Genomic DNA, 19387 nt, shown 5'->3' on the forward strand with positions numbered 1-19387 from the left:
CCCACAACGGGCACGCCCGGTCGGCCCGCGGACGGGCTCAGCGGTCGTCGCCCCACAGCCCCTCGCCGGTCCACGGGTCGCGCGTCTCCTCGAAGCGGCGCTCGAGCGTGGGCCCGGGCACGGGGCCCTGGACCGCCGGCCCGCCGGCCTCGGGCTGGGGCTCGAGCTCGGGCCCGCCCGACTGGTACGACGGCTCGTCCTCGGGGTCGGTCGCCCGGTGCCGGCCGGCCTCCAGGCCGCGCTGGTAGGTCGAGAGCCGGTTGCGCACGCGGTCGGGCTGCCGCTCGGCGGAGGTCTCCCCGCCGGCCGCGGCGCCGCTCGCCGCGCCGCGCCGGCTGCGCAGCGGCGGCGTGACCATCTGCCGGCCGGGCTGGCGGCGCGGGAGGCCGCTGCCGGTCGTCGGCAGCTCGGTGTCGGCCCGGGCGGCGCGTTCGGCGGCCGCACGCCACTCGTCGTCGGCCGAGCCGGCCCAGCCCCCGCCGAGCGCATCCCCGCCGACCGACGTGCCGGTGTCGAGCCAGCTGTCCGCCAGGCCGCTGCCGTTGTGGCCACCGCCGTGCCCGTTCCGCCCGTTGGTGCCGTGGCCGTTGAGGCCATGACCGTTGGACGAGCCGTTCGACCAGCCGTGGGACGAGCCGTTGGTCGCCGGGGCCGGGTCGTCGTTCGTGCGGAACCAGGCCGAGGCGACGGCCGCGAAGATCGGCGTGCCGGCCAGGTCCTCCTCGGACGGGGCGAGCGGGGCGTCGAACGAGCCGAACAGCTCGTCGACGGAAGCGGGCGCGGGCGCGGACCCGGCGCGGACCGGCTCCCAGGTGATCCCCGACCCCGGGTCCCGGGGCTCCCGCGGCGCCGGGGTGGGCGGAGGCGCGGGAGCCGGCGCCGCCTCCTGCGGGACCTGCACACCCGCGGCCGGCTCGACGAGCGACCGGGGGAACCGGACCAGCGCGACCGTGCCGAACCCCGGGGTGGCGGGGCCGCCGAGCGGGGCCTGCAGCTCCAGGCGCGCGCCGCAGCGGCGGGCCAGCCGCGCGGCCAGGTGCAGGCCGAGCCGCTCGGGCGGGATGGGGGCGCTCGCGCCGCCGGCGATCTCGTTCTCCAGCGCCGCGGCCTCCTGCCACGGCAGCTCGACGCCCTCGGCCTGCAGCTCGATCGTGACGCCGCCGTCGCCCGCCCAGCGCCCCACCAGCTCGATGCGGCTGCTGCGCGGGACCGTGCGCTCGGCGTGGGCGACCAGCTCGGCGAGGACCTGCCCGGCACCCACCGCGCTGCCGGCGGCGAGCGAGGCCGACGGGGCGGGCGGGACCGACACGCGCTGCGGGTCCTCGGCGCCCGCGGCGGTGTCGGCGAGGATCCGGCCGATGCCGGTCGGGACGGGGCCGCGCCGCTCGGGGCGGCCACCGACCAGGCTGAGGACGCTCTCGCCGTCGCGCAGCATGCGCCGGGCCCCGGCGGCGATCTCGGCGCCCTCCGCCGAGTCCGGACCGAGCCGCTCGGCGACCGAGAGTTGCCGCTCGGCGTGGCCGCAGATCCGCCGCGCGAGGCCCGCGAGCAGCAGGTCGGGCCGCTCGTCACCGGTGCCGCCGGTGACGCCGCGACCGCCGGTGCCGTTCACGCCGGTCGCACCCTCGCCCGGCTCGTCGAGCCAGGAGGCGGACGAGACGTCTCGCTCCACGCTGTCCTCCGCTGGTCCGTACCCCGATCCGACCGGGACGCCGCACGGACCGGGCCGCCCGCCCGCGACCGCCCACCGAAGCAGGCGGGCGCACTCGGGCCCCGCGTCCGCCGGGGGAGCTGCGACCCGACATCTGTACGTCCACAGGACACTACCCGGCGGTCCGGCCCCCGGCCGCCCGTCGGGCGGGCGTGCGATGACCGGTCGGCGGGAGGTGGACCGGCGGCGATCGGCAAGCCGACACGCCGAGCGGGAGGAGTGATTCCTCCGGGGCCGCCGGCCGTCGCACCGCGACGGTCCGGCCGAGGGGGTCCCGAGAACGGAACAGGCGCGCCGTCCGCGACGCTGCGGCGGTGCGCCCGGTCACAGAGGCTAGGTCAGCACCTGCCCGGTCGTCCAGGGGCCGGGTGGACGGATTTCCGCGTGATCACTCGAATCTGGACGGATCACCCGCTCCGGTGCGGACGATCTCGGGCTCCGGGCCGGAGAGATCGACGACGGTGGTCGGTTCGGTGCCGCACTCCCCCGAGTCGAGCACCGCGTCGACGGCGTGGTCGAGCCGCTCCTTGATCTCCCAGCCCTGGGTCGGCGGGACGTCCGGTTCCGCCGAGTCGGGCAGCAGGAGCGTCGAGGAGAGCAACGGCTCGCCGAGCTCGGCGAGGAGGGCCTGGGCCACCAGGTGGTCCGGGATGCGCACGCCGACGGTCTTCTTCTTCGGGTGCAGCAGCCGGCGCGGCACCTCCTTGGTCGCCGGGAGGATGAACGTGTACGGGCCGGGCGTCGCCGCCTTGATCGCCCGGAACACGGAGTTGCCCACCTGGACGAACTGCCCGAGCTGCGCGAAGTCGCTGCAGACCAGCGTGAAGTGGTGACGGTCGTCGAGCCTGCGGATCGTGCGGATCCGGTCGAGGCCCTCCTTGTTGCCGAGCTGACAGCCCAGGGCGAAGACCGAGTCGGTGGGATAGACGATCAGACCGCCCCCGCGGACGATGTCGACCGCCTGACCGATCGCACGGCGCTGCGGGTTGTCCGGGTGCACGTCGATGTACCGGGCCACCGCCGCAGCGTAGCGTCGCGGCGCCGTCGTCAGGGTGCGGAGCGGGCCGGGGATCACCTAGCGTCGGGGGGCGGCCGCACCGCCGGCCGCACCGCCCGCCGATCCCAGGAGGACGCCGTGACCCCCGCCGAGCTGCTCACCGACGCCTTCGGCCGCATCGCGGAGGGCGTGCCCGCCGTGGTCGACGGCCTGTCCGAGGACCAGCTCGCGCTGCGGCTGAACAACGAGGGCAACTCGATCGCGTGGCTGCTGTGGCACCTGACCCGGGTGCAGGACGACCACCTGGCCGACGCCTTCGGCACCGAGCAGGTCTGGCTCGCCGACGGCTGGCAGGAGCGCTTCGGCCTCGACCTCGAACCCGCCGACACCGGCTACGGGCACGGCCCCGACCAGGTCGTCTCCGTGCGCGCGACCGCGGACCTGCTCGCCGGGTACCACGCCGCCGTCGCGGAGCGCACCGTCGAGCTGCTGGCGAAGCTCACCCCGGAGCAGCTCGACGAGGTGATCGACGACGACTGGGACCCGCCGGTCACCCGGGGCGTCCGGCTCGTCTCCGTGGTCGACGACGACGCCAGGCACCTCGGGCAGGCCGAGTACGTCCGGGGGCTCCTGCCGGGCTGATCGAGTCTGGCCGCCGGGCCGCGCCTGGTGTGAGGTGGGGACATGGATCTCCAGTTGACCGGCAGGCGGGCGATCGTGACCGGCGGGAGCCGCGGCATCGGGCTCGCGGTGGCGGCGGCGCTGGCCGCCGAGGGCTGTGACGTCGCGATCGTCTCGCGTGGCAAGGAGGCGCTCGACGAGGCCGCCGCCCGGCTCGCCGCGCACGGCACCCGGATCGTGCCCCTCGTCGCCGACACCACCGACGACGCGTCCGTGCGCGCGATGGTCGACGAGGTGGTGACCACGCTCGGCGGCGTCGACATCCTGGTGAACGCGGCGGCCAGGCCCGCGTCGTCGGGGGCGCAGGCCGCGGCCTCCACCACCGGCGACGACCTCGTGCGCGCGCAGTTCGAGACCAAGGTGCTGGGCTACCTGCGCTGCGCCCGCGCCGTCGCCCCCCTGATGACCGCGCAGGGCTGGGGCCGGATCGTCAACATCAGCGGGCTCAACGCGCGCGGCTCGTCGTCGCTGGTCGGGTCGGTGCGCAACGTCGCGGTCTCCGCGATGACCGCCGCGCTGGCCGACGAGCTGGGCCCGCAGGGCGTCAACGTCACCGTCGTGCACCCCGGGCTCACCGTCACCGAGCGCACCCCCGGGATGATCGCCGCGAAGGCCGCCGCCGACGGCACGTCGGAGGCCGAGGCCGAGCGCGCCCTCGGGCGGAGGACCACCGTCGGCCGGATGATCACCGCCGAGGAGGTCGCCGACGTCGTCGCCTTCCTCGCCTCGCCGCGCAGCGTCGCGATCAACGGCGACGCCGTGGCCGCGGGCGGCGGGCAGCCGGGGGTGACCTACTACTGAGATCCGGGATCGGGATACTCGGGCCGTGGCGGACGACCGACGGCCCCTGTACCACCTCGTCGGGACCGCGGGGTACCCGAACTACGGCGACGAGCTGATCGCCGCCGGCTGGCTGCGGCACCTGGCCCGCACCGCACCGGAGGCGGACGTGTGGCTCGACTGCCCCTCCCCCGGCACCGCGGCCACCCTCCTCGACGGGCTGCACCCGCGGGCGCGCTTCACCGACACCGTCTGGCGGCTGTGCCACGCGGCGCCGGAGGGCGGGCCGTGGGAGACCGTGGCGTGGGTGCGCAACGCGGTGGCCGAACCGGGCCGCGCACCCCGGTGGGTCGCGGGCGTCGAGCTGCTGCGCCGCGCGGACGTCGTGCATGTGATCGGCGGCGGGTACGTCAACGGGATCTGGCCGCGGCACGCCGGGGTCCTCGCCGGCGCGGTCGCCGCCGTCGAGCACTCGGGCGGGCGGGCCGTCGCGACCGGGCAGGGCCTCACGCCGGCGGCCGACGGCGCCGGCCCGCTGCTGCGCTCGTTGCTGGAGCGGTTCGCGCTGGTCGAGGTGCGCGACGAGGCCTCGGCCCGTCTGCTCGACCGGCCGGACACCCTCGGGCTCGACGACGCCTTCCTCCCGGCCGCCGCCGTCCCGGCCCGCGCCGACGCTCCGCGGGTCGTGCTCTGCCTGCAGTCCGACCTCAGCGAGCGGCCCGCCGAGGCGCTGGCCACGTTCGTGCTCGGGGCGCTGCGCAGGTGGGAGGTCGACCCGAAGGAGGTCGCCGTCGTCGAGGGGATCCCGGGGCAGGACCGGGTGGTGTACGCGCTGCTGGAGCACGAGCTGCCCGGAGCGCGGTTCGTGCCGTTCGACGCGGTGTGGCAGGACGGGCTGCCGGTCGCGGCGGATCAGACGTGGATCTCCACCCGGTTCCACCCGCACCTCGTGGCGGCGGCGGTGGGCGCGGGCGGGCTCGCGGTCAGCATCGACGGCGACTACTACCCCACGAAGCACCGCTCCCTGATCGCGCTGGGCAGCGGGTGGGACCTGGTCACCGACCTCGACGCCACACCGGACCGGCCGCGTCCCGGCGGCTTCCGCGCCGATGTCCTGGCCGGCCTGCGGGAACGGAAGGCGGCGCTGGCCGACCGCGTCTACGGTCGCCGCGTGCGCACGGGGATCCGCCGCACGGCGTGACGGCGGCGAAACGTGCCGACGATCACCCACATGGGGGGACACGTTCGGCGGCAGCGCCACGATGAGCAGGCATGGACGCGATCAGCAACGACCACGGGGCCGCGGCCGTCCCGGTTCCCGCCCAGCGTCCGGCCCCCGAGGACCCCGTCGCCGCCGACGAACGCCTGGTCGAGGACATCAGGACCGGGCGCCGTGCCCTCGACGACCCCGATCCCGTCGTGCGCGCCCTCGTGCTCTGGCGCCAGGTGATGCGGATGCCGCGGACCGGTCGGAGCGGCGGCCGGCGCCGGTGCCGTCACCGGTGAGGATCAGGTCTCCTGCAGCTGGGTGAGCCGACGCGTGGTGGGCCAGCGCACGTCGTGCGCCCAGCCGAACCGCTCGAACAGCCAGATCACCCGGGCGGAGATGTCGATCTGTCCCTTGAGGACGCCGTGCCGCGCGCAGGTCGGGTCGGCGTGGTGCAGGTTGTGCCAGCTCTCGCCCATGGACAGAATCGCGAGCGGCCAGAAGTTGCGGGAGCGGTCCCGCGAGCGGAACGGTCGCGCGCCCACCATGTGGCAGATCGAGTTGATCGACCAGGTCACGTGGTGGCACACCCCCATGCGCACCAGCCCGCCCCAGAAGAACCCGGTCAGCACGCCGGCCCAGGACCAGGTCAGCAGCCCACCGAGCAGCGCGGGCAGGACGAGGCTCGCCGCCACCCAGACTCCGAACAGCCCGCTCACCCGGCGCAGCGCCTTGTCCGCGAGCAGGTCCGGGATGAACCGCTCCCAGTTCGTCTTGCGCCGGTCGAAGATCCAGCCGATGTGCGCCCAGAAGAAGCCGCGGGCGACCGCCCACGGCGTGGTGCCGTAGCGCCACGGCGAGTGCGGGTCGCCCTCCTTGTCGGAGTAGGCGTGGTGGCGGCGGTGGTCGGCGACCCACGCCATCATCGAGCCCTGGATCGCCATCGAGCCGGTGATCGCCAGGGCCACCCGCAGCCACGGGCGCGCCTTGAAGGAGCGGTGGGTGAAGTGCCGGTGGTAGCCGACGGTCACGCCCAGGATGCCCACGGTGTAGAAGACCGCCGCGATCGCGAGGTCCCACCAGCCCAGGCCCCAGCCCCACAGGACGGGGACGGTCGCCACCAGGGCGAGCACGGGGATCACCACGAACGCCCAGACCAGGCCCTGCTGCCACGTGCTGCGGTACTCGCCGATCATCGGCTTCGGGCCCCGCGGAGCGCTGCTCGACTCGGGGCCCGTCACCGGGCCGGGAGCGGGATCGGGGGCGGGGAGGTCGGGGGCCTCGACGCTCAAGCGGGTCACCTCGTGGGGTCGGGGGCGGATCGGGCGGACTTGAGGGAAGCCTAAGGGCGAGCACCTGGTACCCGCAGGGCGCAGGGGTAGTCCTCACGCGGTCGCCGTCCGTGTGTCACCGGTCCGGAACCGTCGAGCCACCGGGCCGGACGTGCCAGGATCGTCGGACCCGACGTCGGCGACGAGAAGGAGACCCATGACCCGCTACGAGCGCGTGCCCGCCCCCGACGGCGGCGAGTTCGACGCCTACCTGGCCCTCCCCGGGAGCGGCCGCGGGCCCGGTGTCCTCGTGTTCCAGGAGATCTTCGGGATCAACGACAACATCCGCGGGATCTGCGACCGGCTCGCCGGCGAGGGGTACGTGGCCCTCGCGCCGGACATGTTCTGGCGGCTCGAGCCGCGCTTCGAGCGCAAGGACGAGTCCGCGCTGGCCGAGTGCATGGGCATGGTCCAGCGGCTCGACTTCGCCGCCGCCGTGGGCGACATCACCGCGGCCTTCGCCCACCTGCGCGCGATGCCCGAGAGCACCGGCAAGGTCGGCGCCATCGGGTTCTGCCTCGGCGGCACGCTCACCTGGCTGTGCGCCACCACCGCCCGGGTCGACGGTGCCGGCATCGACGCCGCGGTCCCCTACTACGGCTCGGGCATCCACGACATGCTCGACCGCGCCGACGACCTCGAGTGCCCCACGCTGTTCCACTACGGCGACCGGGACCCGTTCATCCCGCAGGAGCAGATCGAGAAGGTCGAGGCCGCGGCGGGCGGGAAGCCGCAGGTCGAGGTGCGGCACTACGACGCCGGCCACGCCTTCTCCAACTGGGACGCGCCCTCGATGTACGACGAGAAGGCCGCCACCGAGGCGTGGGGTCACACCACCTCCTTCCTCGCCGAGCACCTGAAGTAGGCGGAGGGGTCGGCTACTCGCCCTCCTGCTTCCGCAGCAGGGCGCGGGTGCGGGCGCGCTCCTCGGGGTCGGGCGAGAAGGGCAGAGCGACGTACTCGTCCACCCCCGCCTCCCGCAGCTCCCCGAGCCGTTCCGCGACCTCCTGCTCCCCGCCGACGATCGCCGCGTCCTCGGGGCCCGCGTAGCCCTCGCGGTCGAGCATCGCGCGGTAGGACGGCAGCCGGCCGTAGATCGCGAACTGCCGGGCGGCCTCGGTGCGGGCCGCGTCGACCGCGTCGGTCACGGTGATCGGCAGCGAGGCGACCACCCGCACGGTCCGGCCGGCCTCCTCGGCGGCGCCGCGGATCGTCGGGACCACGTGCTCGGCGAGGGTCCGCGGGCCGGTCATCCAGGTGACCGTGCCGGCGGTGCGACGCCCGGCGAGCCGCAGCATCTGCGGGCCGAGCGCGGCGAGGTACACCTCGGGCGCCGGCGCGCCCGGTACCTTCAGCGAGCCCCGGGTCGTGACGAGCTCGCCCTCCGCGGCGGCCTTCTCCCCCGCCAGCAGCGGCAGCAGCCCGTCGAGGTACTCGGACGCCCGCCGGACCGGGCGGTCGAACGGCAGACCCCAGACCCCCTCGACGACGGGCCGGTGGCTGAGCCCGAGCCCGAGCGTCAGTCGGCCCTCGCCGATCAGGTTGACGGTGAGCGCACGCTGGGCGAGCGCCATCGGGTGCTGCGGCTGGATCGGGAGCACGCCGGTGCCGACCTCGATCCCCGGCACCTCGCGCAGGGCCACGGCGAGGACGGTCAGCAGGTCGGGCTCGTAGGGCAGCTGCGCCGTCCAGTACCGGCGGAAGCCCTCGTCGCGCAGCCGCGCGAGCACCTCGACGTAGGTGTCGACGACGGAGCGGCCCCCGCCGTCGCCCAGGTAGCCGAACATGCTGATCCGCATCGCCATGCGGGCCAGCATCCCAGCCCGGGACCGCTCAGCCCCGCACGGCCGCCAGGAACGCGGTGACGTCGCGGTGCACCACGAAGTGCCGGTCCAGCCCGAGCAGCATCGCGACCCGGCTCACCCCGGGGTGGGCGTGCAGCCCGGCGAGGTGCACCCGGCCGCCGGAGCGGGTGTAGACGCCGAGCAGCGCGCTCACGCCGACCGAGCCGAGGTAGGTGACCTCCGACAGGTCCACCAGCACGGCGCGCGCGCCGACCGCGGCCGCGTGCAGCGCGTCGTGCAGCCGCGCCGCGGAGTCCGCGTCGAGCTCGCCGACGAGCCGGAGCGCGACCACGCCGTGGTCCAGGGTCCGGCTCTCGGCCGTGAAGGAGCTGGGCGATCGTTCCAGTGCGCGCGTCACGCCGATGGCCTCCTTCGCCTCACACCGCCGGACCTCACCTTCCCGCCAGGTCAGGGAGGGGTCAACCGACGCCTGGGTGACGTGATCACCACGTTTGCCCGACGCCGCGACGGGCTACACGTGACACCCGCGCCGGCGCACGGCATCCCTCTACCCTGGGTCCCGACGGCGGGAGGAGGCCGGCGTGCCGAAGGTGCTCGGGGGGTCGCTCGCCGCCCATCGCGACGAGGTCCGCGCCCGCGTGTTCGCCGCGCTGCGCGAGCTGCTCTACGAGCGCGGGTTCGACGCCGTCACCCTCGCCGGGGTCGCGGCCGCGGCCGGCGTGGGCCGGACGTCGATCTACAACCACTTCCCGGACCGCCAGGCGCTGCTCGTGGCGTTCGTGGAGCACGAGGCGGACCGGTACGTCGCCGAGCTCGAGGGGGCGCTGACCGCGGCGGCCACGCCGACCGAGCGGCTCGCCGTCTTCGCACGGCTGCAGCTGCACCGGCTCGCGGAGTTCCACCTGCCCCCGGGCCAGGGCCTCGCCGGGACCCTCGATCCCGAGGCCTACCGGCGGATCGCGGCGCACGCGGACCCGATCGGCGACCGACTGGCCCGGATCGTGCGGGAGGGGATCGAGGCGGGTGAGATGGCCGCCGAGGACCCGGCCGTGCTCGTGGCGATGATCGGCGCGGCGCTGTCCGCCCGGCAGATCGTGGACGTGCCGCCCGACGAGCTGACGGACTCGGTTCAGGCGGCCGTGCGGGTCGTGCTGGGCATGGTCCGGCCGACGAGCTGAGGCTGGCCTCGGTCCAGCGGGTGCTCTAGCATCTTTCTGACACGGTGTCAGGAAGATGCGGGAGGAACGGCATGGGCGAGCTCTCCACCGGCCTGCGACGGGCGACGGCCGAGATCCACGAGCGTGCCCACCGGTCCACCTACATGGCCGCCCTGCTCGACGGGCGTCTCCCGCTGTCCGCGTACACCCTGCTCGCCCAGCAGTACCTCGCGATCTACGGCGCCCTCGAGGCCACGGGCGACGCGTTGGCCGCCGACCCGGCCGCGGGTCCGTTCGTGATCGACGAGCTGCGCCGGCTCCCCGCCCTGCGCCGGGACGTCACCGCCCTGGGCGGATCGGTCGACTCGCCGCGGGTCCTGCCCGCGACCGGGGCGTACGTGGCCCGCCTGCGCGAGGCCGCGACCGACGCGCCGGTCTTCGTGGCTCACCACTACACCCGCTACCTGGGCGATCTCGCCGGTGGCCAGGTCGTGCGCAGGATGCTGGAGCGCACCTACGGCGTGACCGGCCCCGGCGCGCTGTTCTACGACTTCTCGGCGCTCGGCAGCCCGTCGGTGTTCCGCAAGCGCTACCGCACCCTGCTCGACGGCGCCCCGTTCGACGAGATCGAGCAGCGCCGGGCCGCCGACGAGGCGGTCCGGGCGTTCGAGCTGAACATCGCGGTGTTCGACGAGCTGGCCGAGGCGACCGGGCTGCCCGCCGCCGCCTGAGGCCTGCTCAGAAGACGATCACGCCGCGCAGGTTGCGGCCGGCGTGCATGTCGTCGAAGCCGGTGGCGACCTCGTCGAGCGTGTACCGGGTGGTGATCAGCTCGTCGAGCTTGAGCGCGCCCTGCCGGTAGAGCTCCAGCTGTGCGGGGATGTCGGCGGTCGGGGCGCTGGCGCCGAACAGCGAGCCCTGCAGCCGCTTCTGGTAGAGCGTCAGCTCCATCAACGGGATGTCGCCCTCGCGGCTGCGCACGTCGCCCAGCCCGACGACCACGCACGTCCCGCCCTTGCGGACCGCCCGCAGTGCCTGCCCCACGTGCGAACCGCGGGTCACGCCGACGGTGACGATCGACGCGTCAGCCCCCTGGCCGTTGGTCAGCGAGCGGCCGATCTCGGCGGCCTCGCGGATGTCCTCGACGGCGTGCGTCGCGCCGAGCCCGAGCGCCGACTCCCGCTTGAACGCCACAGGGTCGACGGCGATCACCGCGGACGCGCCCGCGTGCGCCGCGCCCTGCACGGCGTTGATCCCGATCCCGCCGATCCCCATCACGATCACGACCTGGCCGGGCCGCACCTCGGCGGAGTTGACCGCCGCGCCCCAGCCGGTGCCGACGCCGCAGCCGGTCAGACAGGCGATCTCGAGCGGGATCGACGGGTCGACCTTGACCGCCGATGCCGTCGAGACCGTCGTGTACTCGCAGAAGGTCGACAGTCCGCACATCTGCCCGACCGGCATCCCGTCGAGGGCGAGCCGGAACGACGTCGGGTCCTCCCAGCGCGCGTTCGTCGCCAGCGAGGCCCCGAGGTCGCAGAGGTTCTGCATGCCGTGCGCGCACCAGCGGCAGCGCCCGCACGCGGGCAGGAACGAGAACACGACGTGGTCGCCCTCGGCGAACCCGGTGGTCCCCGGCCCGACGGCCTCGACGATCCCGGCCCCCTCGTGCCCGCCGGCGAACGGCAGGATCCCCACCTTCTGGTCGCCGGTGGCGTGGTGGTCGTCGGAGTGGCAGAGCCCGCTCGCCACCATCTTCACCCGGATCTCGCCCGGCCGGGGGTCGTCGACCTCGAGCTCGACGACCTCGAACCTGCCCGGGACCTCGCGCAGCACCGCGCCTCGCGTCAACACGGGATCACGCTACGCCAGCCTCAGCCCTCGGCTCACGTGCGCAGCGGACCGGCCGGCACCGGCGCGTCGGAGGACCCTGCGGGGCGACGTCCCTCCACCCCGGTCCACACTGGAACTGTGCGACTCGTGCTGCTGGCCCACGCCGCCACGGCGGCCACCCGGCGGTCCGGGTTCGCCGACGACGAGGGGCTTGAGACGACCGAGCTCGAGGTCCCGGGCCTCCCCCGCTACGAGGAGGTCCGCTGCGCCCCGTCGCTGCGCTGCCGGCAGACCGCCGACGCGCTGGGCCTGCCCGCCGCCGTCGACGCCGGGCTCACGGGCCTCGACCACGGCGGCTGGGCCGGCCGGGCGCTCGACGACGTCGCCGCCGCCGACCCGGACGGCCTCACCCGCTGGCTCACCGACCCCGACGCCGTGCCGCACGGCGGGGAGTCGATGGCCGCCTTCGTCGGGCGGATCGGCGCGTGGCTGCGCGTGGTGCCGCACCGGCCCCGCGGGCTCCTCGCGGTGGTCGATCCTGCCGTGGTGCGGGCCGCCCTGGCCCACGCCCTGGGCGCACCCGCGACGGCGGTCTGGCGCATCGACGTCGACCCGCTGTCGGTGGCCGTGTTGGTCGGGGAGCCGGGGCGCTGGAACCTGCGCGCCCTGCGGACCGGGCCCGGGCGGGGCGCCGACGGCACCCCGCCCTGAGCACACCGCCCCGTGGCAGCCGACCATTGGCGCCCGGCCCGGAGTCATCCGGCCCGGGCCACCGCCTGTCTCAGTCCCGGCCGCCGGCCTCGACCGCGAGCGGCTGGTACTCGCGCCACGACGCGAGCCGGCGCTCGTAGTCCGCTTCCGCGATGCTCAGGGGCACCTCGCCGAAGAAGGCCCGCAGCGGCGGGTTCTCCGAGTCGACGAGCTTCAGGACCGCGGCGCTGGACGCCGCCGGGTCGCCGGACTTCGCGGTGCGGGACTTGCGCTGCTCCGCGGCCTTGACGCGGAACTCGTCGTACGCCGGGTTCTTCATGGCGTGCTTGGCCGAGGCGCCGCCCCAGTCGGTGTCGAAGCCGCCCGGCTCGATCAGCGTCACGTGGACGCCGAAGTCCGTGACCTCCTGGGCGAGGGCCTGGCTGAAGCCCTCGAGCGCCCACTTGGACGCGTTGTAGATCCCGATGTTCGGGAACGCCGAGATCCCGCCGATCGAGCTGACCTGCAGGATGTGCCCGGACCCCTGCGCCCGCAGGAACGGCAGGGCCGCCTGGGTCACCCAGAGCGCCCCGAACACGTTCGTCTCGATCTGCGCGCGGGCCTCCTCTTCGGAGAGCTCCTCGATCATGCCGAACTGCCCGTAGCCGGCGTTGTTCACCACGACGTCGAGCCGGCCGAAGTGCTCGTGCGCCTTCGCCACCGCGGCGAAGTCGGCCTCCCGGTCGTCGACGTCGAGGGTGAGCGGCAGGATGCTGTCGCCGTACTTCGTGACCAGGTCGTCCAGCGTGGACGCGTCGCGTGCCGTGGCGGCGACCGAGTCGCCGCGCTCCAACGCCGCGATCGTCCACTCGCGACCGAAGCCGCGGGACGCACCGGTGACGAACCAGACCTTCATGTCTCCACCTTCTCCGGATCGGCAAGTCTGCCGTCCCGCACAAGGAGCGGAGGCTCCTCCGTATTTCGGACGGTGGCCGCGCTCACACCCACCGGCACCCGACGGTCCGGTCGAGGATCAGCCATCCCGACGCGTCGACGGCCACCCGCTTGCCGTGTCGGACCCGGGGTGGTCGGGTAGGGGCCCGGTAGCCCTGGACACGACCGACGGAGGAGCACGAGATGGCGATCGCGGACGTGGTGCGCAAGGTCCGGAAGCAGCCGCCCCCGGGGCCCGGTGAGGACCTGCCCCACGTCGTGGTGGTCGGTGCCGGGTTCGCCGGTCACGCCGCCGCGAAGGGCCTGCTGCGGCGGCTGCGCGGCCGCGCCCGGATCACCGTCGTCGACCAGAACGACCACTTCCTCTACCTGCCGCTGCTACCAGAGGTCGCGGTCGGCACGCTCGAGCCGCGGCGGATCGCAGTGCCGCTCGTCCAGTCGTTGCGCGGCGCCGAGATCGTGGTCGGCGAGGTCCGCCACATCGACGTCGACGCGCGCACCGTGACCTGGACGGACCAGGAGGGCGGGACCGGCGCGCTGTCCTACGACCGGCTCGTGCTCTCGGTCGGCAGCGTCAACAAGCTGCTGCCGGTGCCCGGCGTGGCCGAGTACGCGCACGGCTTCCGCGGGCTGCCGGAGGCCCTCTACCTGCGCGACCACCTGACCCGGCAGATCGAGCTGGCGGCAGTCGCGAGCGACCCGGCCGAGAAGGCCTCGCGCTGCACGTTCGTCGTGGTCGGCGCCGGTTACACCGGCACGGAGGTGGCCGCGCAGGGCGCCGCGCTCACCGCGAAGCTGGCGGAGGACCACCCGTCGCTACGCGACACGCCGCAGCGCTGGATGCTGCTCGACATCGCGAAGCGGGTCCTGCCGGAGCTCGACGAGCGCCTCTCGCACACGGCCGACGCGGTGCTGCGCGAACGGGGCGTCGACGTCCGGATGGGTCAGTCGGTGGCCGAGGCGCTGCCGAAGTGCGTGCGCCTCACCGACACCGACGAGGAGGTGCCGACGCACACCCTGATCTGGTGCGTCGGCGTCCGGCCCGACCCGCTCATCGAGGACCTGGGCCTGCCGAACGAGCGCGGCCGGCTCGTCGTCGGGACGGACCTGGCCCTGGCCGGGCACCCCGAGGTCGTGGCGTGCGGCGACGCGGCCGCGGTCCCGGACGTCACCCGGCCCGGCTCGGCCACCGCCATGACCGCGCAGCACGCCACGCGGCAGGGCTCCCTCGCCGCCCGCAACGTGGCCGCGTCCCTCGGGTACGGCACGCCGCGCGCGTACAAGCACAGCGATCTCGGGTTCGTCGTCGAGCTCGGCGGCGCCGACGCGGCGGCCAACCCGCTGGGCGTCCCGCTGTCCGGGCTGCCCGCCACCGCGGTCACCCGCGGGTACCACCTGCTCTCCATGCCGGGCAACCGGATCCGGGTCGCCACCGACTGGCTGCTCGACGCCGTCCTCCCCCGCCAGGCCGTCGCGCTCGGCATGGTGCGGGGGCAGCACGTCCCCCTGGACACGACGCCCGCGAAGGCGGGCTGATTACCGGGCGGGAGACACGGTTCACCGGCCCCTCGGCGGGGCATCCCGCCGGACATGACGAGCCGAACGGACACGATGACGGGGGCCGCCCGTGACGGGCACCCGGGGCGGGGCGGGTCGGTCCCGGGCCGGGAGGCGAGGACCCCGGTCCAGATCCCGCCCCGCGGGTGGGTCCAGGTGGTGAAGCGGGCGTTCGCCGAGGCGAAGTCCGACAACGTCCCGATCCTCGCGGGCGGGGTCGCGTTCTTCGCGTTCCTGGCCCTGTTCCCCGCGATGATCGCGGCGCTGACGCTGTACGGGCTGGTCGCCGACCCGCAGCAGGTCGCGGCCCAGGTGAACGACCTCGCCTCCGCCCTGCCCGAGACCGCCCGTCCGATCATCACCGACCAGCTGAACTCCGTGGCGAGCAGCAGCAACGGGGCGCTGGGCATCGGGCTGATCGTGTCGCTCCTGGCCGCGCTGTGGAGCGCATCCGGCGGCACGATGAACCTCATTAGGGCCACCAACCTGGCCTACGACGAGGACGAGACCCGCGGGTTCCTCAAACTCCGCGGCACCGCGCTGGCGCTGACCCTCGGCGCGGTCGTGTTCGTGCTGCTCGCTGTGGCGCTCGTCGCGGTCGTGCCCCCCGTGTTCGACGCGCTGGGTCTCGGCGGTGTCGCGCTGGTGGTCGCGCAGGTCGTGCGGTGGGCGCTCCTGGTGGGGCTCGTCATGGTGGCGCTCGCCGTGGTCTACCGGGTCGCCCCGGACCGCGACGCGCCCCGGTTCACCTGGGTGAGCGTCGGTGCCCTGGTCGCGACGGTCCTGTGGATCATCGGCAGCGTCGCGTTCAGCCTCTACGTCAACAACTTCGGCAGCTACAACAAGACCTACGGCGCGCTGGCAGGCGTCATCGTGCTCATGCTGTGGCTCTACCTGACCAGCTACATCGTGCTGCTGGGTGCGGAGATCAACGCCGAGAGCGAGCGGCAGACCGTCCAGGACACCACCCAGGGCGAGCCGGTGCCGATGGGTGAGCGGGGCGCGGAGGCGGCCGACACGATCGCCGACCCGCCCGAGCCTCGCCGCTGAGCACGGCGCTCAGGCGCGACCCCGGATCCTGGGCACGCCGGCGAGCAGCCCCCGCTGCGGGACGCCGTCGACCGGTTCGGCGGCGGCGCCCGCCTCGGCGAGGACGTCGTTGGCCGCGAGGACCCCGGACATCGCCGCCCGTTCCATGAGCCCGGCGAGGTAGGGCAGCTCCACGAAGTCACCGGCCACCCGCACCCCGCGCGCGTCGGTACGCACGCCGGGGCGCGTCCCGGCCGTCCCGGGCGGGAAGGCCGGGGCCGTGGCCTCGTGCTGCTGGTGGGCGTGCAGCACCTCGGCCGCGCGGACCTCGTGCCACAGCCCGCGGAGCTCGGCGTGCATGGCCTCGGTCGCGGCCTTGGCGTCGGGCTCGGGGCAGGCGTACGAGTGCAGCTCGACGACCGACCCGCCCGTCCGCGCCGCCCACTCGGCCGACGGCGCTTCCAGCCGCGAGTACACCGTGATCGAGTCGAGCGTCCGCTCGCCGCTGACGGCGCTGAACACCCCCCGCTCCGGCGCGACGTCCCGGTCGAGCCACAACCGCGTCACCGCGAAGGGCGGCGCCGTCCGCAGGCCTGCGCACTGCGCCGCGAACCGCGGCGCCGATGCCGCCGCCTCGGGCGACGCGGCGAGCAGATCGCGCAGGCCGGCGGGATCCAGGGCGAGCACGACGTGGCGCGTCGCCAGCTCGCCGGCGTCGGTCTCCACCCGCCAGCCCTGGCCCGCCGGCACGAGGCGAGTGGCCCCGCGGCCGGTCTGCACCTCGGCCCCGTACCCGCGCAGGTACCGGGCGAGCGGGTCCCAGATCGCGGTCCGGTGGTCGGTGGCCGGGGCGTCGAAGCCGATGCCCTCGGGATTGCCCAGGAAGTAGTAGTGGAACATCGCGACCAGCTCGCCCGCCGACAGCCCGTCCTGGTCGCAGAAGAACGACCGCGCGAAGGCCTCGAACAGCATTCCCCGGGTGCGCTCGGACACCCCGAGGCGGTCGAGGAATGCGGCGGCGTCGAGCCCGTCGAGCTCCGCGGTCGTCGTCGCGCGGTCGTAGGCGAGCAGGGCGCGGCCGGCGTCCGGGTCGGCGCCCGCCATATCCCGCCAGCTCAGGCTCTTCGACCGCAGGAGCAGCGTGAGCAGGTTCAGCGGCGGCGCGGCGGGCAGGCCCGAGAGGTCCTCGTCGGGCCACCGCCGGGAGATCACCGGGTAACCGCCGACCGGGGCGAGGAACCGCAGACCGGGGTCGATCCGGGCCAGCACCGCGCGCCACGTGTAGTAGTGCCGGAAGAAGGCGTGGAACCCGTGCTCGACGACCTGCTCGGACCCGTCCGGCAGGACCTCCGGCCACGCGCCCAGGCGGCCGCCGAGGTGCGCTGCGGCCTCCAGCAGGATCACCCGCACCCCGCGCTCGGCGAGCACCACCGCGGCGCTGACGCCGGCCACTCCCGCCCCGACGACCACGGCCTCGGTGCCGCACGGCACCTCCCGCGGCAGTGCCGGGTCGGGGGCGACGAGGCGGCGCCGGCGCATCCGCAGCGGCGCGGCCCGGCTCGTGAGCGGATCGGTCACCGCCGGGCCTCCCGCCGGACGCCCGCGACCCTCGGCAGGGCCGCGCGGGCGAACGGGATCGCGACCGCCCCCATCAGCACCCCACCCACCAGCGCCGAGCCCGGCAGGCCGAAGAAGACCAGGTGGGCGAGCACCGAGGAGCCGTAGACCCACAGGAAGAGCGCGGTGGCCGGGGCGGAGGGCCGCTCGTGCGCGGGCAGGACCGCGTGGAGGGCGGCGACCACCAGCGCGGACACCAGCAACCACCCGGCGTAGTTGGTGAGCGGGATCCCGGGGACCAGCGGCAGCCCCGGCCCGGGAGAGAGCCAGCGCCAGTGCCCCGCGTCGACCATCTGGGGGTCGAGGAAGACGTCCCAGGCGGCGAGCGCGGCCGCCCCGACGCCGACGACGCCGACCCGCGACCGGACCAACGTCCGCCCGACGACGAGCGCGGGCCAGGCCATCATCGTCCAGGCCAGCGGCACGACCACGGGCACGTCGAGCAGCTCGGGGCCCAGGGTGCCGGTGTAGGCGTAGGCACCGAACGGAACGCCGGTGCGGAGCCCGACCGCCTCGGCCGCCAGCCCGCCCCCGCCCGCCACGACGAGGAGCAGCAGGCCCCCGCGGGCGCCGTGCAGCCGGGTGGCGTCGCAGACCGAGGCGGCCGCGAACACGACGACGGACAGCACGGTCACCTGCGTGCGCAGCGCCTCCGGGATGAGCGGATACGCGATCTGGACGAGCACCGCGCCCGCGACGAGCGTCCAGGTCACGCCGGACGCGCGCCCGCGTACGGAGGGAGCGGTTCGGAGCACGGGTCGTCCTTCCAGGGGCACGGGACCCGGGTGCGGGGACACCCGGATCGCACCGACCCTCCCGCGAGTCCGGCGCGCCCGCGACTCGAACCCGGGTGCGAGGTGGTCGACTCGCGGGCGCGGCCGGTGGCTCCTAGGGTTCGGCCGTGACCGCCGCGCGCCTTCCGGGACCGGTCCGGGCCGCGGCCGGCGCCGGGTCCGCGCTCGCCGTGCTCGGGACCCTGCACCAGCTGGGCAACCAGCGGCTCCTGCGCACCCCGCCCACCGCTCCCCCGCCGGTCGGCGCGCCCGTCTCGCTCCTGGTGCCGGCCCGCGACGAGGCCCACCGCATCGGTCCCGCGATCCGCGCGCTGCTCGCCCAGACCGGGCTGGCCGACGTCGAGGTCCTCGTGCTCGACGACGGCTCGACCGATGGCACCGCCGCGGCCGTCCGGACGGCGGCCGGCGGTGATCCCCGGCTGCGCGTGCTGACCGGCACCCCGCCCCCGCCCGGCCGGCTCGGCAAGCCGCACGCCTGCGCCCAGCTGGCCGCGGCGGCGCGCGGCGAGGTCCTGGTGTTCGTCGACGCCGACGTCGTGCTCGCCCCGCACGCGGTCGCCGCTGCCGTGGCCGTGCTCCGCGGCCCCGGCCCGCTCGACCTGCTCTGTCCCTGGCCGCGGCAGGTGGCCGAGGGCGTCGCGGCCCGGCTCGTGCAGCCGCTGCTGGCCTGGTCCTGGCTGGTCACGCTGCCGCTGCGGGTGGCCGAGCGGTCCGGGCGGCCGTCGATGGTCGCGGCGAACGGGCAGTTCCTGCTGGTCGAGGCGGCCGCCCTCGCGGGGGCCGGCGGCTGGGAGGCCGTGGCCGGCGAGGTGCTCGACGACATCGCGCTGGCCCGCGCGGTCCGGCGCGCCGGCGGCCGGACCGGCGTCGCGGACGGGTCCGCGCTGGCCACCTGCCGGATGTACCACGACGGGCGGCAGCTCGCCGCGGGTTACCGCAAGTCGCTGTGGGCGGCGTTCGGGTCCGCCCCGGGCGCGGCCGCCGTGGCCGCGCTGCTCGCGCTGGTCTACGTCCTGCCCGCGGTGGCGGCCCTGGCGGGCTCACCGGCGGGGGCGCTCGGGTATGCCGCGGGCGTCGCGAGCCGGGTGCTCGCCGCGCGGCGGACGGGCGCCCGCACTTGGCCCGACGCCGCCGCCCATCCCGTCTCCATCGCCGCGCTGCTCGGACTGCTCGCGTCCTCGTGGGCCGGTCGCCGCGCCGGCACGCTGACGTGGAAGGGCCGCACCCTGTGAGGCCGGTGCTGT

Annotated in this window: 20 protein-coding genes; 11 read left to right on the forward strand and 9 right to left on the reverse strand. The window is 75.3% G+C overall.

Going from position 1 to position 19387, the window contains the following annotated elements; translation table 11 throughout:
• Positions 1 to 37: 37 nt before the first annotated feature.
• Together LWC33_RS19440 and LWC33_RS19445 are read right to left on the reverse strand one after the other, a co-directional pair.
• Positions 38 to 1672 carry an ATP-binding protein gene (locus tag LWC33_RS19440; protein WP_233305835.1) on the reverse strand — a complete coding sequence of 545 codons (1635 nt, stop codon included), beginning with the start codon at positions 1670 to 1672 and terminating at the stop codon, positions 38 to 40.
• 427 nt (positions 1673 to 2099) lie between these two features.
• Complete coding sequence (locus LWC33_RS19445; protein WP_233305836.1) at positions 2100 to 2729, reverse strand: L-threonylcarbamoyladenylate synthase; 630 nt, start codon at positions 2727 to 2729, stop codon at positions 2100 to 2102.
• A 117-nt stretch (positions 2730 to 2846) separates the two neighbouring features.
• Between LWC33_RS19445 and LWC33_RS19450 the strand changes: the two genes are divergently transcribed.
• From LWC33_RS19450 to LWC33_RS19465, 4 genes are all read left to right on the forward strand, one after another.
• Positions 2847 to 3350 carry a mycothiol transferase gene (locus tag LWC33_RS19450; protein ID WP_233305837.1) on the forward strand — a complete coding sequence of 168 codons (504 nt, stop codon included), beginning with the start codon at positions 2847 to 2849 and terminating at the stop codon, positions 3348 to 3350.
• Between the two features lie 42 nt (positions 3351 to 3392).
• Positions 3393 to 4190 carry an SDR family NAD(P)-dependent oxidoreductase gene (locus LWC33_RS19455; protein WP_233305838.1) on the forward strand — a complete coding sequence of 266 codons (798 nt, stop codon included), beginning with the start codon at positions 3393 to 3395 and terminating at the stop codon, positions 4188 to 4190.
• A gap of 25 nt (positions 4191 to 4215) precedes the next feature.
• Positions 4216 to 5370, forward strand: a complete 1155-nt coding sequence (locus LWC33_RS19460) for a polysaccharide pyruvyl transferase family protein (RefSeq protein WP_233305839.1) — start codon at positions 4216 to 4218, stop codon at positions 5368 to 5370.
• A gap of 71 nt (positions 5371 to 5441) precedes the next feature.
• Positions 5442 to 5675: a hypothetical protein gene (locus LWC33_RS19465; RefSeq protein WP_233305840.1), complete on the forward strand. Its 234-nt coding sequence runs from the start codon at positions 5442 to 5444 to the stop codon at positions 5673 to 5675.
• A gap of 3 nt (positions 5676 to 5678) precedes the next feature.
• Here the strand turns inward: LWC33_RS19465 and LWC33_RS19470 are convergent, their stop codons facing one another.
• Positions 5679 to 6572, reverse strand: coding sequence for an acyl-CoA desaturase (locus LWC33_RS19470; RefSeq protein WP_233305887.1), 894 nt, complete (start codon positions 6570 to 6572; stop codon positions 5679 to 5681).
• Positions 6573 to 6864: 292 nt separating this feature from the next.
• Between LWC33_RS19470 and LWC33_RS19475 the strand changes: the two genes are divergently transcribed.
• Entirely contained in the window at positions 6865 to 7572 is a 708-nt protein-coding gene (locus tag LWC33_RS19475; protein ID WP_233305841.1) for a dienelactone hydrolase family protein, read from the forward strand.
• Between the two features lie 13 nt (positions 7573 to 7585).
• On the opposite strand, the gene LWC33_RS19480 is transcribed toward LWC33_RS19475, so the two are convergent.
• Together LWC33_RS19480 and LWC33_RS19485 are read right to left on the reverse strand one after the other, a co-directional pair.
• Positions 7586 to 8512 carry a TIGR03564 family F420-dependent LLM class oxidoreductase gene (locus tag LWC33_RS19480; protein WP_233305842.1) on the reverse strand — a complete coding sequence of 309 codons (927 nt, stop codon included), beginning with the start codon at positions 8510 to 8512 and terminating at the stop codon, positions 7586 to 7588.
• Between the two features lie 28 nt (positions 8513 to 8540).
• Entirely contained in the window at positions 8541 to 8909 is a 369-nt protein-coding gene (locus LWC33_RS19485) for an STAS domain-containing protein (protein ID WP_233305843.1), read from the reverse strand.
• A gap of 184 nt (positions 8910 to 9093) precedes the next feature.
• Between LWC33_RS19485 and LWC33_RS19490 the strand changes: the two genes are divergently transcribed.
• Entirely contained in the window at positions 9094 to 9690 is a 597-nt protein-coding gene (locus LWC33_RS19490; RefSeq protein ID WP_233305844.1) for a TetR/AcrR family transcriptional regulator, read from the forward strand.
• A gap of 71 nt (positions 9691 to 9761) precedes the next feature.
• Positions 9762 to 10400, forward strand: coding sequence for a biliverdin-producing heme oxygenase (locus tag LWC33_RS19495; RefSeq protein WP_233305845.1), 639 nt, complete (start codon positions 9762 to 9764; stop codon positions 10398 to 10400).
• 7 nt (positions 10401 to 10407) lie between these two features.
• Here LWC33_RS19495 and LWC33_RS19500 read toward each other — a convergent pair whose 3' ends face one another.
• Complete coding sequence (locus LWC33_RS19500; protein WP_233305846.1) at positions 10408 to 11523, reverse strand: NDMA-dependent alcohol dehydrogenase; 1116 nt, start codon at positions 11521 to 11523, stop codon at positions 10408 to 10410.
• Between the two features lie 117 nt (positions 11524 to 11640).
• Here LWC33_RS19500 and LWC33_RS19505 point away from each other — a divergent pair, with 117 nt between their 5' ends.
• Positions 11641 to 12213, forward strand: coding sequence for a histidine phosphatase family protein (locus LWC33_RS19505; protein WP_233305847.1), 573 nt, complete (start codon positions 11641 to 11643; stop codon positions 12211 to 12213).
• A gap of 70 nt (positions 12214 to 12283) precedes the next feature.
• On the opposite strand, the gene LWC33_RS19510 is transcribed toward LWC33_RS19505, so the two are convergent.
• The gene (locus LWC33_RS19510) at positions 12284 to 13108 is read right to left on the reverse strand and encodes an SDR family oxidoreductase (protein ID WP_233305848.1); all 825 of its coding nucleotides are present in this window, start codon (positions 13106 to 13108) and stop codon (positions 12284 to 12286) included.
• A gap of 221 nt (positions 13109 to 13329) precedes the next feature.
• Between LWC33_RS19510 and LWC33_RS19515 the strand changes: the two genes are divergently transcribed.
• The gene (locus tag LWC33_RS19515) at positions 13330 to 14682 is read left to right on the forward strand and encodes an NAD(P)/FAD-dependent oxidoreductase (RefSeq protein ID WP_233305849.1); all 1353 of its coding nucleotides are present in this window, start codon (positions 13330 to 13332) and stop codon (positions 14680 to 14682) included.
• A 54-nt stretch (positions 14683 to 14736) separates the two neighbouring features.
• Positions 14737 to 15753, forward strand: coding sequence for a YihY/virulence factor BrkB family protein (locus tag LWC33_RS19520; RefSeq protein WP_233305850.1), 1017 nt, complete (start codon positions 14737 to 14739; stop codon positions 15751 to 15753).
• Positions 15754 to 15762: 9 nt separating this feature from the next.
• Here the strand turns inward: LWC33_RS19520 and LWC33_RS19525 are convergent, their stop codons facing one another.
• Together LWC33_RS19525 and LWC33_RS19530 are read right to left on the reverse strand one after the other, a co-directional pair.
• Entirely contained in the window at positions 15763 to 17310 is a 1548-nt protein-coding gene (locus tag LWC33_RS19525) for an FAD-dependent oxidoreductase (RefSeq protein ID WP_233305851.1), read from the reverse strand.
• A complete protein-coding gene (locus tag LWC33_RS19530; protein ID WP_233305852.1) occupies positions 17307 to 18104 on the reverse strand; it encodes a carotenoid biosynthesis protein in 798 nt (265 codons plus the stop codon). The genes LWC33_RS19525 and LWC33_RS19530 overlap by 4 nt, the downstream gene beginning before the upstream one ends.
• Before the next feature lie 146 nt (positions 18105 to 18250).
• Here LWC33_RS19530 and LWC33_RS19535 point away from each other — a divergent pair, with 146 nt between their 5' ends.
• Entirely contained in the window at positions 18251 to 19375 is a 1125-nt protein-coding gene (locus tag LWC33_RS19535; protein ID WP_233305853.1) for a glycosyltransferase family 2 protein, read from the forward strand.
• Positions 19376 to 19387 lie beyond the last annotated feature (12 nt).

Source organism: Pseudonocardia terrae, assembly GCF_021343995.1.
GTDB classification, from domain to species: Bacteria; Actinomycetota; Actinomycetes; order Mycobacteriales; family Pseudonocardiaceae; genus Pseudonocardia; species Pseudonocardia terrae.